The sequence below is a fragment of the Ramlibacter agri genome (assembly GCF_012927085.1).
Classification (GTDB): domain Bacteria; phylum Pseudomonadota; class Gammaproteobacteria; order Burkholderiales; family Burkholderiaceae_C; genus Ramlibacter; species Ramlibacter agri.
On the sequence record NZ_JABBFX010000001.1, the window covers coordinates 155,981 to 170,450 of the forward strand.

The 14,470-nt window shown below is 65.5% G+C and carries 14 protein-coding genes; 7 read left to right on the forward strand and 7 right to left on the reverse strand.

What is annotated here, in order from left to right:
- Window positions 1–29 precede the first annotated feature (29 nt).
- A complete protein-coding gene (locus HHL11_RS00800; RefSeq protein WP_169416485.1) occupies window positions 30–581 on the reverse strand; it encodes a TetR/AcrR family transcriptional regulator in 552 nt (183 codons plus the stop codon).
- Between the two features lie 83 nt (window positions 582–664).
- On the opposite strand from HHL11_RS00800, the gene HHL11_RS00805 reads away from it, so the two are divergent.
- Complete coding sequence (locus HHL11_RS00805; RefSeq protein ID WP_169416486.1) at window positions 665–1,966, forward strand: MFS transporter; 1,302 nt, start codon at window positions 665–667, stop codon at window positions 1,964–1,966.
- Here the strand turns inward: HHL11_RS00805 and HHL11_RS00810 are convergent.
- The gene (locus tag HHL11_RS00810; protein ID WP_169416487.1) at window positions 1,944–2,573 is read right to left on the reverse strand and encodes a class I SAM-dependent methyltransferase; all 630 of its coding nucleotides are present in this window, start codon (window positions 2,571–2,573) and stop codon (window positions 1,944–1,946) included. The genes HHL11_RS00805 and HHL11_RS00810 overlap by 23 nt on opposite strands.
- A 64-nt stretch (window positions 2,574–2,637) precedes the next feature.
- Between HHL11_RS00810 and HHL11_RS00815 the strand changes: the two genes are divergently transcribed.
- Entirely contained in the window at window positions 2,638–3,321 is a 684-nt protein-coding gene (locus HHL11_RS00815; protein WP_169416488.1) for a glutathione S-transferase family protein, read from the forward strand.
- Between the two features lie 9 nt (window positions 3,322–3,330).
- On the opposite strand, the gene HHL11_RS00820 is transcribed toward HHL11_RS00815, so the two are convergent.
- The 4 genes from HHL11_RS00820 to HHL11_RS00835 form a co-directional block, all read right to left on the reverse strand.
- Entirely contained in the window at window positions 3,331–4,005 is a 675-nt protein-coding gene (locus HHL11_RS00820) for a dihydrodipicolinate reductase C-terminal domain-containing protein (protein WP_169416489.1), read from the reverse strand.
- 32 nt (window positions 4,006–4,037) lie between these two features.
- Entirely contained in the window at window positions 4,038–4,895 is an 858-nt protein-coding gene (gene nadC, locus HHL11_RS00825; RefSeq protein ID WP_169416490.1) for a carboxylating nicotinate-nucleotide diphosphorylase, read from the reverse strand.
- A 379-nt stretch (window positions 4,896–5,274) separates the two neighbouring features.
- Entirely contained in the window at window positions 5,275–6,702 is a 1,428-nt protein-coding gene (locus HHL11_RS00830) for a nucleotidyl transferase AbiEii/AbiGii toxin family protein (protein ID WP_169416491.1), read from the reverse strand.
- Complete coding sequence (locus HHL11_RS00835; RefSeq protein ID WP_169416492.1) at window positions 6,699–7,505, reverse strand: type IV toxin-antitoxin system AbiEi family antitoxin domain-containing protein; 807 nt, start codon at window positions 7,503–7,505, stop codon at window positions 6,699–6,701. Before HHL11_RS00835 ends, HHL11_RS00830 begins: the two co-directional genes overlap by 4 nt.
- Before the next feature lie 338 nt (window positions 7,506–7,843).
- Here HHL11_RS00835 and HHL11_RS00840 point away from each other — a divergent pair, with 338 nt between their 5' ends.
- From HHL11_RS00840 to HHL11_RS00855, 4 genes are all read left to right on the forward strand, one after another.
- Window positions 7,844–9,010, forward strand: coding sequence for a dsDNA nuclease domain-containing protein (locus HHL11_RS00840; RefSeq protein ID WP_169416493.1), 1,167 nt, complete (start codon window positions 7,844–7,846; stop codon window positions 9,008–9,010).
- Complete coding sequence (locus HHL11_RS00845) at window positions 9,007–9,486, forward strand: hypothetical protein (RefSeq protein WP_169416494.1); 480 nt, start codon at window positions 9,007–9,009, stop codon at window positions 9,484–9,486. The genes HHL11_RS00840 and HHL11_RS00845 overlap by 4 nt, the downstream gene beginning before the upstream one ends.
- 80 nt (window positions 9,487–9,566) lie before the next feature.
- A complete protein-coding gene (locus HHL11_RS00850) occupies window positions 9,567–11,291 on the forward strand; it encodes a hypothetical protein (protein WP_169416495.1) in 1,725 nt (574 codons plus the stop codon).
- 384 nt (window positions 11,292–11,675) lie between these two features.
- Window positions 11,676–11,969 (forward strand): DUF1330 domain-containing protein, encoded by a 294-nt coding sequence (locus HHL11_RS00855; protein WP_169416496.1) that lies wholly within the window; start codon window positions 11,676–11,678, stop codon window positions 11,967–11,969.
- Between the two features lie 41 nt (window positions 11,970–12,010).
- Here the strand turns inward: HHL11_RS00855 and HHL11_RS00860 are convergent, their stop codons facing one another.
- Window positions 12,011–13,489 (reverse strand): cytochrome P450, encoded by a 1,479-nt coding sequence (locus HHL11_RS00860; protein ID WP_169416497.1) that lies wholly within the window; start codon window positions 13,487–13,489, stop codon window positions 12,011–12,013.
- Window positions 13,490–13,567: 78 nt separating this feature from the next.
- Here HHL11_RS00860 and HHL11_RS00865 point away from each other — a divergent pair, with 78 nt between their 5' ends.
- Entirely contained in the window at window positions 13,568–14,455 is an 888-nt protein-coding gene (locus tag HHL11_RS00865) for a helix-turn-helix domain-containing protein (RefSeq protein ID WP_169416498.1), read from the forward strand.
- Window positions 14,456–14,470: the final 15 nt, after the last annotated feature.

Genomic DNA, 14,470 nt, shown 5'->3' on the forward strand with positions numbered 1-14,470 from the left:
GGCGGCGCCGGCACGCGGAAGGAAGGCCGCTAGAGCCTTTCGCGGGCCGCCCGCAGGAAGTCGTCGGCCAGCTCCGGATCGTCGACCGCGCGTGCCAGCACGATCGCGCCCACCAGCGTGCTGAAGTCGGCCAGCGCTTCACGGCGGCCTTCCGCATCCGCAGCATCCTCTGCGAGCACGCCGACCAGGTCGCGCACGCCCTGCGTGAACGCCTGCCGCGCATGCACGCCTTCGCGCGCCATGTCGCCGGCCAGCGCGGCTGCCGCGCAGCCCGTGCCCGGGCGGTCGCGGTGTTCGGGCGCCAGGTAGAAGTCCGCGATGGCATGGGCGGTTGCGCCCGGATGCGCCTGCGCCGTGCGCTTCCACTTCGCCACCGAGCGCTCGAAGGCCCAGTTGCAGGCCTCGGCGACGAGCTCCTCCTTGGAGCCGAACTGGCCGTAGAAGCCGCCGTGGGTGAGGCCCACGGATTGCATCAGCTCCGCCAGGCCGACGCCGTCGATGCCGCGCTCACGGAACAGCCGCGCCGCGGCCTCGACGACCTTCTCGCGGTTGTGCTGCGCCTGTTCGCGACTGACTTTCATGTCGGCAACCCTGTTAGATGACGGACATCATTTTACGATATATGATCCGCGACATCAAACCGAGCTCCCCGAGGAGATCCCGCATGTTCGCCCCGTTCGTCTCCCGCCGCCTGCAGCGGCACGGCATCCACTACGCCTGGGTGGTCATGGCCCTCACCTTCCTGGCGATGCTGGTCACCTCCGCCGCGCTGGGCCTGCCCGGCGCCATGCTGCAGCCGCTGTCGCAGGAGTTCGGCTGGACGACCGAACAGCTGTCCTCGGTGTTCGCTGTCCGCTTCGCGCTGTTCGGCCTGCTGGGGCCATTCGCGGCGGTGTTCATCATGCGCTTCGGGCTGCGCCGCGTGGTGGCGATCGCGCTGACCATCATCGGCTTCACGATCGGGCTGGCCACGCAGGTCACGCAGCTGTGGCAGCTGTTCCTGCTGTGGGGGCTGCTGCTCGGTTTCGGCAGCGGCACCGTCGCCATGGTGCTCGGCGCCATCGTCGCGAACCGCTGGTTCACCGAGCGCCGCGGCCTGGTCATGGGGCTGCTGGCGGGCAGCACGGCGACCGGCCAGCTGATCTTCCTGCCGGTGGCGGCGTGGCTGATCGAGCACCTGGGCTGGCGCTACGCCGTGCTGCCGGTGTGCATCGCCGCCGCCGCGGTGGTTGTGCTGATTTCGCTGCTGATGAAGGACAACCCCGCGGACCTCGGCCTGCGCCCCTACGGCGAAGCAGCTGGCGCCGCGGCGCCGGCGGCCGCGCCCGTGCCGCTGGGCTTCACCGGTCCCTTCAAGGTGCTGGCCGAAGCCTCGCGCAACCGCACCTTCTGGATCCTGGCCGGCACCTTCTTCGTCTGCGGCCTCAGCACCAACGGCCTGCTGCAGACGCACTTCATCTCGCTGTGCGGCGACCGCGGCCTCGGGCCCGTGCCCGCCGCCTCGGTGCTGTCGATGATGGGCGTGTTCGACCTGTTCGGCACCACGCTGTCCGGCTATCTCTCGGACCGCTACGACAACCGCAAGCTGCTGATGGCGTACTACGGCCTGCGCGGCCTGTCGCTGCTGTGGCTGCCCTATTCCGACTTCACGCTCGTGGGCCTCAGCATGTTCGCCATGTTCTACGGGCTGGACTGGATCGCCACCGTGCCGCCCACGGTGAAGCTGTCCGCCGCGGAATTCGGCAAGGAGAAGGCCGGCCTCGTGTTCGGCTGGGTCTTTGCCGCGCACCAGCTGGGCGCCGCCACGGCGGCCTATGCGGCGGGCGTGATCCGCACGGTGCTCCTCACCTACAACCCGGCGCTGACCGCCGCCGGCCTGGCCTGCCTGCTGGCCGCGATCGGCGTGCTGGCCATCCGCAAGCCGGCGGCCGCCGCGCCGCTGGCTATGGCGCCGGCGCGGTCCTGAAGGCGAGCCAGCTCCAGGTGACGCCGGCGGCGCGGTTGGCGGCCTGCACCGAGTCGGCTTCGCCGTGGAAGATCAGGCGCAAGCCGCTCGCTTGCGCGATGACCTGTTCGACCGGGGCGGGGTAAGTCGGCCGGCCCGGTGCCGAAGGGCCATGGCGGATGGAGAGGATCAGCAAGCCGCCGGGCGCAAGCAGCCGCGTCATGCTGGCCAGGGCTTCGCCGCGCGCTTCCTCCGACAGGTGCGCCCAGACGCCGCACGCGAGCACGAGGTCGAAGCGCTCGTCGGTCGACAGGGCCTTCTCCAGCGCTGGCAGGCTGTCATCCAGCCACACGATGTTCGCCGACGGATGCAGCTGCCGGCCGGCCTCCCGGAGCTCCTTGGTCGGTTCGATCGCCAGCACGGAATGCCCTTGCGCCGCGAACCAGGCAGCGTCCACCCCTGTGCCGGCGCCGATGTCCGCCACCCTGGACGGCTTGCGCGGCAGCAGGTACGCAACGGGCGCCAGCTTGTCCACGCTGCGCACCGCTTCATAGCGCGGGATCAGCGCCTTGGCATCGGCGGCGTAGCCGGCCAGGACGGGGTTGCGAGGGTCGGTGGGATCAGTCATCGGGTTCGGGGCCGGCGCGGACGCTGCTGACACATTCTGGCGGGCGCGGTGTTAGTGTGCGCGCATGACCCGCGACCGCCCCACCCTCTACTCCGGCCCCCTGAGCATGTTCGGCGCGAAAGCGGAGATCGCCGCGCACGAAAAAGGCATCGCGTTCGACCTGGTCATGGTGCCTTTCGATTTCCACGCACTCTACGTGCCGAAGCACCCCGAAGTGCTGCGGATCAACCCGAAGGCCCAGGTTCCCGTGCTGGTGCATGGCGACCTGGAGCTGTTCGACTCGACGCAGATCTTCGAGTACTTCGAGGACCTGCAGCCCACGCCCGCCCTGTGGCCGCGTGACCTGCGCGCCCGCGCCCGGGCACGCCTGCTGGAACTGCAGTCCGACGAGGTCTACTTCCCGCACGTGGTTCGCCTCATGGGCCTGCAGGACCGCCTGCAGGAGCCGCCTGCCCAGGCGGCCATCGCCGCCGCGCGCGCCTTCTACGCGGCGCTGGAAGCCCGGCTCGCGGACGGGCGCCCCTGGCTGCTCGAAGAGTTCACCTATGCCGACATCGCGTTCTACATGGCCGCGCTTTTTGGCGAGCGCCAGGGCGCGACCTTGACGCAGGACACGCCATTGCTGCTGGCATGGCGCGATCGCATGTCAGGCCGCGCGCCGGTGCGGAAAGTCGCGCAGGCCATGGCGACCTGGCTGCTCGGAGCCGGCCGCCCCTTGCCGCCCTTCATGCGCGCATTGCTCGATTGAGCGTTCCGCCTAGATCCAGCCCCGTTCGATGAACTCCGCGATCGAGTGGACGCCGTTCGCCAGCGGATGCGCGTGCACCGCGGACACGATGCGGGCCACGCCGTCGGCATAGGGTGACGCGCCGTAGACACGCGTTTCCATCGCGATGCTGCACGCGCCGTCGTCGATGGAGATCACGTGGACTGCGTGCCTCGGCAGGTGTTCGGGCGGGATCCCCAGCGCGCCTTGCTGTTCCGCCGGATCGCGCACGGAGACGACATCGCCGGCGCCAAGCCCCAGCGACGCGGCCATGGCCACCGCCGTACCGGCCGTGGACGTCTTGCCGGCCTGGTGCGATTCGGTGATGCTGATGCGGCTGCCGGCGAACAGCGGGCCCGCGCGATCCAGCATCGCCATGAACTTCAGCATCAGGATGTTCGTGTTGGGGCACAGGACCACGGGGCAGGCAGGCGGCCGGGCCTCCAGCGCCGAGCCGGTGGACAGTTCGACCAGGGCCGAGCCGCTGCGCTCGCAGAAGGCGACCGCTTCGTCCAGTTCCCGGCCGGAGCCGGCGTGGACGACGATGGCTCGCTCTCGGATTGCGGGCGCTCCCTGCCAGCGGTGGATTTCGAAAGGCGGCGCCAGCGACAGGTGCTCGAGCAATTCGGATGCCAGCTTGCCCGAGCCCACGATGAAGACTTGCATCCCGACCTGTTCCGGACTTCGAGAAAGCCCCATCACGCCAGCTCGAAATCCAGCCCGATATCCGCCGCAGGCGCGCTTTGCATCAGCCGCCCGACCGAGACGTAATCCACTCCGCTAGCAGCGACCGCGCCGATGTTGTCGAGCCGCACGCCGCCGCTGGCCTCGGTTGCCGCACGGCCCGCCACCAGCGCCACGGCCTCGGCCAGCATCGTCGGCGTCATGTTGTCCAACAGGATATGCGTGGCGCCGGCCACGATCGCCGGCTCGATCTGGTCGATGCGATCGACCTCGCAGATGATCCGCTCGATGCCCGCCGCCTTGGCCCGCGCCACCGCCGGCCCGACGCCGCCCGCCACCGCGACATGGTTGTCCTTGATCATCACCGCATCCCACAGGCCCATGCGGTAATTGGTCGCGCCGCCCATCCGCGTCGCGTATTTCTCCAGCGCGCGCAGGCCGGGAAGGGTCTTGCGGGTGTCGAGCAGCGTGGCGTGGCCGTGCATCGCCTCGACATAGGCGCGCGTCATCGTCGCGATGCCCGAGAGGTGCTGGATGGTATTGAGGGCGTTGCGCTCCGCGGTAAGCAGGGCGCGGGCGTTGCCGGCAATCCGCATCAGCGCGGTCCCGGGAGTGACGCCCTGGCCATCCTGCACGAGCATTTCGATCTCGCACGCCGGGTCGAGATGGCGAAAGAACGCGGCGGCCAGAGGCAGCCCTGCGACGGTGATCGCCTCGCGGCTGTCCATCACCCCGGCAAAGCGCGCGTCCGCCGGGATGACGCTCTCCGAGGTGACGTCGCGCCCGCCACCGGGAAGGCCGATGCCGAGGTCTTCGGATAGCGTGTTGGTGACAAAGGCAGCCAGGTCGAAGCCGGGGAGGGTGAAAGACATGCGGTTGCTTTGAGGGGGACCAAGGGGAAGATGCAAGCGCGATGCGTCTGCATGCTTCGGGTTTCTGACCGTATGGGATTGTGACCTGCCTGCAAGTTGCCGTTCGTCACCGGGCGGTATGGGGCGGGAGCGGGCATCGCACCCGACTGGTCTCCGGATCGGAATTGCTACGGTTCCCACCGGTCGGTGCATCGGGGCCTGGGGTTCCGGGTTGCAGCGATTGCTGTCGGTGGCAACCTCCAAGTCAACGTTCGGTTTGTGGTGAACTGCGGACCTCCGCCGAGTGGTGACTACCTCGCTTGGTCGTTTGCGGCCACTCGGCCTGATCGCGTCCTCTATATGGATGCGTTGTACAGACGCTGCGAGCCATTCGCTGTCATCAATGCTTGGTCCTCACATAGACGCCGTAGCTGCCATAGCAGGGGTAGCCTTGACGGTTCTTGTGCGGGTTGAGCGTGCCGTCCATTGTCTTGCGGTCGAAAGTCTTGCCACACACAGTGCATCGGTAGACATAGGTCGGCCCGCCGCTGTGCACCGGCGCGCGGCGCGGGGCTGCGCGCCCTCCAAAAGAGTTGGCGCGCGTCACGCTCGCCCGCGCCGTGGATGCCGCGATCGGCAACGGCCCCTCTGATGAAAGCTCGACGAGGTATCGCGGCATGAACGACTGACTTGCGACCGACGCACCCTGCATGCGATCGACCCGATACGAGCGGTGCTCGCCGGTATCGCTACGAACCGAATGGAGGACGAAGTTCCCTTCGGCGGTTTGCCGGAGTGAGTAGGGCTCGATTCGGCGAACACTGCCGTCATACGTTAGGTCGACGCAGAGATGGTTCGCTGCAGCGTAGCGGATGATTTCAAGTGGCGCGCGCGAGCGATACGGGATCGCCATCGGAAGCGTACGGCTGCGAATTGTGACTTCGCCTGCGCCCGGATCTATGCGCACGCGTTCCGGAGCTTCGGCCTCACCCCTAAGCCAGGTGAAGAATTCCGGCAGCGCGGCCCAGAAATCTGCGACCGACGGCAGCGCCGGCAACTGGTGTCCCAGCATGCTGTCCCACGTTGCTTCCAGGTGGGCGCGATGCGGTTCGAGCGCTTCCAGCGTCGGCACGTCGATCCCCTTGTATTCGCATTTCTGCTCAAGGACATTTAGCAGGACTGACGCCGAGGGACGTGTGTCGCCGTGCCGGAACAGGTTGACCACGTCGTAAAGATCGCGTGGACGCGTGCGTTCGCCAAGCGCGCGGATCTTTTCGCCGAAGGCCTCCTCATATGAATAGCTGTTGATCCAGAGCCCGGCTTCGGGGCGGTCGGTATAGGGGTGGAACACCTCGCGCCGTGTTGTGGGCAGCACCAGGCGTTCATCGCCTGTGAGGTCCAGCTTGATCTTCGGCCAACCACCAGCGCTCGATGTTGGCGAAACCGGGCCGCGATAGCCGACCTTTCCCTGACAAGACAGGCGGCCGCGAGGGTTTGCGTAGATGTCGAAGCCAAGCTGGTCGGCGGGCATGACGAGCCCGGATTGATCGGCAACCCATGCAATGACTTCACCGAGAACGCGACGGAGAAATCCGTCTTCGAGGTGCGCTTCTTCGCGCAGTGTGAAGTCGAGGTCCTCGGAAAACCGGTACGTTTCGAAGAAGCACTTCTTCAGACAGGTGCCGCCCTTGAACACCCATGAATCAACGAGTTCGGGATGAGCATAGATCCCGGCCAGCAGCCAGCCGAGAACGTAGTCCTTCTCTACGACGCCCGGTTGCAGAGAGAACGCGGACGCGGCCTCAAGGATCTCGCGCCTGTCGATCACGGTGCACCGCCCTTCCAGCGCTCAGGCACCCATAGCCGCCACGCCGTCTGCAGGTGGCCGGACTTCAAAGCGGGGTCAAGCTGCGCGTAGCCTTGGGTCAGTCGCGCGCGGCATGCGGCGGCAAGCTCGAAATCGTGCAGCCGCGTCTCAGCCAGAAAGCCGAGACGTTTGAAGACCGCGCCGTTGCCGAATTGTTCGCCATAGTTGATGAGCAGTGCCGCATCGTAGGCCGAAGACTTCCGAAGCTCCGCGAGACAGTCGGCGACGTGATCGATGCCGCCGCCAAGTTCAGGCATCGCGAGAATGTCTATGACAGTCCGCGTCGGGTCCGAAATGCTGACGCGCAGCGAGCCGCGCCAGATAGATTTGAGACCGAAGGTCCGCTTCACGGAGGTGTGCCGGAGCACGAAAGCCACGCCCTGTGCCAACACGCGCTTCTTGCTGATGCGACGTGTGGTGAAGACAATCGTTTCGTTGAACAGTTGCTCGGTCAGGTCCCAGTGGTGAGCTGCAGTCCACCCACCGATATAGCTTTCCCCGAAGAGTGCGGGCACCAGCACCCACGGGTCTTCGACAACCTGCTCGCTTCCGGCTAGATCGAGGGGGACGGGGACATACAAACCATGACCAATACGGCGCAGCCATCCTTGCTCGCGCCAACGGGAGAGGACCTTGGCAGCAGCTGTGCGGTCTAGGTCGAGCGTCTTTGCCACGGCGTCAATCGACACCACCTCTTTCGTCGCGCGCAACACGGCGGCAAGCCGGGAGCGCGACGTTGGCAAAGGTGCGCCCTCCCATGTCATAACTATATGATATAGCTCAAAATTCGCAATTTCAAGGAATTGTGAGGCTATGCGTATAGTTTGCTAGGGCCGACGGAGCAGTCGCTTGACTGGCTCGTGTCATGTCGGGCAAATGGCTGGCGAAGCTGTATATTTGTACAGTCATGTATTCCCCGAACGCCACCGCGTTGAGTTGCAGTGAAGGTCGCCTTGCGATGCCTGCGGCTGCGGACGTTCGGTTTTGCCAGCGCGTCAGACCCGCTGGCATCGTTGAGATTGGGGATCGAACTATCCCGTTCGCGTTCTTAAATCTGTTACAAAGGGCGCGCGCGAAATGCGGGGAGTACACAAGAAAATCCATGGACACCATCCATGACACGCCGCCGCGGGAGACAGTCGGGCGCACCACGGTTACGCGATTCCGAATGCAATTCCAGGCAGCCGCCTACGCGGCGCTTGAAATTCTGAGCGGCAAGGAGGTCGACCGTGTCTACTGCGACTATCACGACGATTTTGTCGTGCGCCGCACTGTCGCTGGCGTCGTCGAGTACCACTTCTTCCAGGTCAAAACCAAGGGCAAGCCCAACCAGCAGTGGGATGCTGCCGCGATCTTCGCGCTCAAAAAGCAAGGCGCGCTTGACACGGAAGAAAAGCTTGAGGCTGTTCGAAACAGCATCGCTGGCAAGCTGTTTGTGCACACGGTCGAGTTTGGCGGGCAGTGCCGTGAGGTTACTGTGCTCAGCAATGTGCACTTCGCCGACGATGTTCACGAAGTCGTCGCCGCCCTCTCGGCTGGATCGTCCAGCAAGAAGTACATCCGCCAGTTCATAGAGAAGTTCGCAGACATCGTCTCTCCAAGCAAGCCAATGTCGAAGGAGGAGGTCGAAGCGGCGCGGAAAAAGCTGTCCCTCCTCGCAAACGTTCAGTACATCGGCGATACGCTCGACGCGTTCGCCATTGCAACGCACAACGCAATCTGGAGGCACAGCGAAATCGAGTTGCACCAGCACGAGGTAGAACGCATCGCCAACAGCCTAGTAACGCTCGTCGAGGAGAAGTCGTGTGCTCCGATTGGCGGCCTGTCCAAGTCCGGCATCGACATGGCGGCAAGCGTTGGCCTAGAAGACCTACTCAAGGTCCTGAGCATTTCAACCCAGGTGTATCAGACCCTGCTGGATGGGGGTGATCCAGCGGCGATCAAGGCCGCATCCATTCTTCAGCGGAAGCTGAAGGAGGTCGGCGCCACCGACTCAATGATTGAGGCAGCCTCGCGCGCAAAGGTTTCATGGGACGTCTGGGTGCGCAGTGCGCGGCATGGGGCGCCCGACTTCACCTTCAACGTCCTGCTCGAAGAAATCGACACCAAGTGCAAGGCTTGGCTGCTTGCAGGAGGTGCTTTCGCAGACCTTGAGAACTTCATTCAAGGCATTCTGAACTCAAACATTGGCAAGCAATTCCCGGTGCTGAACACCGACCTCGTGTTCGGAGCGTTCTGCGCCGCCGTCGTTAGAAGGTCGACGCGATGAGTGCAGCCGATTTCTTCGGCGAGGCAAGACGGCTCAACCTGAAGCTGCAGCTGTCCGGCGACGGGCCGTCCCCGGTGCACACGCTCGATAACGAGGCGCTCTTTCAGCTGCCCCTGCTTGCCATGACCATCTTGGCAATTTCGAAGGGACTATCCAAGCCCGAACTGCCAGAAATAGGTCGGCTGGTGGGCGAGTGCCTGGAGCGCACCGTCGCTGGCTTCAAGGGTTCTTCGCAGGACATTGGATGGTCCGGCAACCTTCGCATCAGAACGATCAAGGCACTCACGTTTCTCGAGTCGACGGGGCAGGTCACTATTGACGAAGCCACGCGTCGGATCTCCGCGACCGAACTTGGCAAGAAAGTCTACAACGGCGCCATCGACGGGGAGACCCTCTTGGCTGTATCCATGAGAACAATAGAGCTCAGCTACCAGTACATCAGGGATGAAGCGCGGGCCAGAGGGGACGTGAATTGAGGCTGCAGTCACTACGAATCGAACCCCTCGGCGAGGCAGGGTGGGAAAGCCCCGTGCTGGAGCTTGGCCACCGAACCACGATGCTGTTCGCCCTGAATGGCAGCGGAAAGACACCGATCATCCGGGCACTCGCGTCGGCACTCGGTTTTCCAAACAAGTTTCGGAGCGACATCCTTGAGAAGTGCAAGGCAGTTGTTCTGCATGCAGAGTCTGAAGGCAAGCCCCTGACGATCCGCAGAGTGATCGGGGCGACGAACAACGAGTTCTACGCGACGATTGATTTCGATGGCAAGGGGACCGAGCATCACTCGGAGGGTTCCTTCTCCATTGCGCTGTTCAGACTACTCGGCCTCAAGCCCCCCCGTCTCGTCTCGAATAAGGGTGAAGAAGCGCAACCCTACATCTCCACGCTGCTGCCAGTTTTCTACTTGATTCAGGGGTACGGGTACTCTGCCGCGTACCGGTCCCCCAATCCGTTCATTGAGGACCAGTTCGCTGAGATGGTCCGCTTCGCCTTTGGACTGAATCCCAAGCACTCCTACGAGGTCAAGAAGAACCTTATCGAAGAGAAGAGTGCTCTTGAGGCTCAGACGCGCAAGATCGTGGGGGCGCAGCGGGTGCTGGAGTACCAAAGCCGTGGAGTTGACGCCAGCGATGCCAACCACGACGTGCTGCTGCGGACCGTAGAAGACCTGAGCCGGCAGATCGACGCGCTTCGTGCATCTGTCGACGCCAAGGGTACTGCCAGTTCCACCCTCTCCGAGATGCTGCGCCAGAAGGATGTCCAAATCCGGGCCAAGCAGGTGGAACTCTTTGACTTGCAGAATCGTGTGGCTGGCATCGAGACCATCCGTGCTGAGATTGATGGCGAGGTCAAGACACTTGGTCTGAACGAAGAGGCTCGACGCGTTTTCACCTCTTTTCAGGAAATCTGCCGCGTGCCGAACTGCGGGCTCTTCCTGGGTAGCACTGAGTCGTATGGGAAGAACCTCCTGTACCTCAAGGATCAAATCAAAGACCTTGAACGCAACAGCCTTCGCGCTGAAATTCGAGCCGAGCAACTGCAAGAGCATCTCGGCGAGTTGGGCGTGGAGCGTCAGACGCTCGTTGACAACCTCGACTCGCCTACCACTTCCGGCGTCGATCAACTGGTGACGGCCGTTAAGGCATTGACAAAGCAGCTTGTCGAAGCGCAGTCTGAATTGGGCCGCATATCAGCGCTGAAGGACGAGCGCTTGAAGCTGTTTGAACTGGAGAGAGAACGAGACCGCATTCAGGACCGGATCGACGGCCTGTCCAACGCGGGCAGAGCCGACAACGACTTCATGAAGCTGCGGTTGACTCTGCGCGAACTGACCGTCAAGTGGATGCAGACGCTGGTAACGCAGAACGTGTCAACGAACGTCGACATTGATTTGAACCTTCGGTTCACGTTCGGTGGCGAAACGATAGAGACCATCGGCAGTGGCGGCACCAGCAGTACGACCATTCGCCTGGTCCTCGCCATACACGCGGCCCTATTTGAGGCGTACCTATCCGATAAGTCTCGTCCGTTCCGCTTCCTGATCCTCGACACGCCGAAGCAAGAAGAACTCCATACCGCCGACCTAGCTCAGTACCTCAAGGAACTGGAGAAGATGTGCGAAGCGAACAATGCTCAGCTTGTCTTCTCATCCACTGAGTACGACCATCCAACCGGCCCGAAGGACAAGCGTTGGCTTCCTGCATATCGTGGCCCCGACAAGCCGATGTACCTTGGCAAGCGAGGGGACTTGTTGGCCGATGACACCCTGGCGAAGCGGTAGGAACAAGCGCGAGTTCGTCTCGGCCGTAAACGGTCGTTCCGACTAGGCACCGGACATCACAACAATTCGAGAGATCGTCTCGGATGCCCAGCGGGCGTTCGAGCCGGCGTCCGTCGAACGTCGGGTCACGAACGGAGCAGTCGCTCGTTCCGTATACCGCGAGTGACTCAGACCAGTCTAGAGCCGCCATCGAAGGCAGAAGCACCCGACTGTTCATTGTGCGACGCGCAACCTGCCCCTGGAGTTCAACCGCCGTGCAGCAGCCGCTCCAACGGCGCGCAACGCGCAAGCGGCCTGGGCCGACCAGTGGGCCCGAGCGGAGCGATTGCCATCCGGCCGCTGCGCCCCGCACGGTGCGCGGCCCCAACATTCGGAGGACACCAGATGGCCAAGGCTTATTGGATCGCCATGCACCGCTCGGTCAACGACGCCGAGGCGCTGAAGCGCTACGCGGCGCTCGCCGGCCCTGCCATCCAGCAAGGCGACGGCTGCTTTCTCGCGCGCGGTACCGCCGCGGCGGCGTACGAGGCAGGCGTCGCCCAGCGGACCGTGCTGATCGAGTTCGACTCCGTGCAGCAAGCCATGGCGGCGCACGACAGCGCGGCTTGCCAGAAAGCGCTCAAGGCGCTGGGCCACGGCGCGGAGAGAGACCTGCGCATCGTGGAGGGGCGCGGCTGAAGGCGCGAAATCGGCTTGGCCGTGCGGCCATGGGCGGATGATCAGGACCGGAGCCGCAAGCGCACACGCAGGCCGCCGGGATCGCGCAGCGTGACGTTCATCTCCGGTCGCGCCGCCGGCGCCCCGGGCGGCAGGCTCCACGCATGACGCTGCACCAGCATGGCGGCCACCAGCGTCATCTCCAGCATGGCGAAGTGCTGGCCGAGGCAGACGCGCGGGCCCGTGCCGAAGGGCAGCCACGCACCGCGCTCCGGCCCGGGGGTGCCGGGCAGGAAGCGCTCGGGGCGGAACTCCGACGGCTGCTCGAAGCGGCGCGGGTCGCGCTGGATCACCCACGGCGTGATGCGCAGCAAGGTCCCCTTGGGAATCGACACGCCCCCGAGCACGATGTCCTCCGTGGCGCGGCGGCTCATGACCGCCGCCACCGGCGGGTACAGGCGCATCGCTTCCTTGAGCGTCGCCACCAGCCACGTCAGGCGCGCGACGTCGTCCACGCCCGGCGCCCTGCCCCCTTCCAGCACGGCATCGACCTCCGCCTGCGCCCGCGCCGAAGCTTCGCGATGCTCCGCCATCAGCCGCGCCCACCAGGCCAGCGCCGCCGCCGTCGTTTCGTGGCCGGCCTGGAAGCTCACCATGCACTGGTCGAAGATCTCCTGTTCGGACAGCGGCGCGCCATCGGCATCCGGGCCTTCCGTGTTGCGCAGCGACAGCAGGCGGTCGAGGAGCACGTGCGCATCTCCCGCGCCGCTTGCAGCCAGCGCCGCGCGCCGGGCCGCGATCTGCCGCGCCACGAGCTCCCGCAGCGTGCGCAACGCGCGCCGCTTCGCGCTCTTGCCCGGCAGCGGCAGCCAGTCGGGCAGCGTCATCGGCCATGTCATCTCGCGCATCGCGGTGCGCGAGAGCACCTGCGTCGCCCAGGCCGCGGCCTGCGTGTCCGCCTCCGCTTCCGGGCCGAACAGCGTGCGCAGGATCACCCGCACGGTCACCGAGGAGAAGAAGGCCTCCAGGTCGACTTCGGCCTCCGGCGCGTCCGGCAGCGCACGCATCGCAGCGGCGACCGTCGCCACCATCTCGCCCGCCTGTTCGGCCACGGGCCTGGTCGCGAAAGCCGGCTGCAGCATGCGGCGCTGGCGCTGCCACTCGGCGCCCTCGGTCACCAGCACGCTGCGCCCGAAGGACTGCGCGAAGATCTCGATGCCGCGCTCCCAGCGGACGGTGCGGCCCGCGTGCTGCACGAGCACCTCGCGCACCGCCTCGGGATCGAAGACGTCCACCATCCGCTCGAAGCCGATGCGCATCGCGACCAGGTCGCCATGGCTTGCTTGCAGGCGCTCCACGAAGCCGAGGTAGTCGCGCCGCATGTCCCCGAGCAGCGACAGGCCCCACCAGCGCGAGGGCGGCCGTGGCAGGTCGGCCCAGGTCCTGGAAGCAAGAGGCGAGGCTTGCGGGTCGGCCGCGCCGGCATGGGGGCAGCGGGCCGCGGGCACGCCGTGAAGATCGTGGGTTCCGGGTGAGTCCATGCACGCAGCATGGCGCGCCGCGAGCTGCGCGTCTTGAACGAAGTCGACATCCTGGCCGGCCCCTAAACTCGGGCTTCCATGAGCATGCCGGCGCCCCTTTCCTCGGCCCTGAACCAGATCTGGACGCCGCGCGCTTCGCTGTCCGCGTGCGTGCGCGCCGTGATGCTGCGCGATACGCGTGGCCTGGCGCTGGACGACTGGCAGCGACTGAGCTACTTCCCGGCCACGCCCCTGTGTTCGCTGGGCTGGCGCTTCGAGGGCGACGCGGAGCTGGTCGACGCGGCCTTGCCGCAGCGGGAGGCTTCGCCCCAGGACCCGCGCACGCCCATCACGCCACGGCTGACGCTGGTCGGGCCCTTCAACGCGCCCTCGGTCGTCTACAGCCCGGGGCCCTCGCACGGGATGATGCTGCTGCTGATGCCCGACGCCTTGCAGCTGCTCACCGGCATCGAACCCGCGGCCATCGCCAACCGCGTCGTCGATGCCCTGCCGCTGCTGCCCCCGGAGTGGCGCACGTGGGCGGAGGGGCTCTTCTGGCTGCCCGACGATGCGGCCCGGCTGGCGGCCATCGAGGCCTTCCTGGAGCCGCGCTGGCAGGCAGTGCGTCCCACGCGCGCCAGCCTGGCCGCGCGCTACGCGGACTGGACCCGCCACCTGGCGATGCGCGCCGCCTTGACGGCACCGGGGCGCTCGCTGCGCCAGGTGGAACGCCACATCAAGCGTTGGGCGGGCCAGCCGATGCGCGAGCTCCAGGGCGTCAGCCGGCTGGAGCAGGCCTTCTATGCGCGGCTGGCGGCGGAGAAGGAGAATACGGCGCGCTGGTCGGACGTCGCCGCGGACTGCGGCTATGCCGACCAGGCGCACTTCACGCGTGCGACGCGCCGGATGACGGGCTTCCCGCCGGACGAACTCCGGCGGCGCATCCGCGACCACGAGGGGTTCTGGGCCTACCGGCTGTGGATGTAGCGCGTCCTCGCTTTG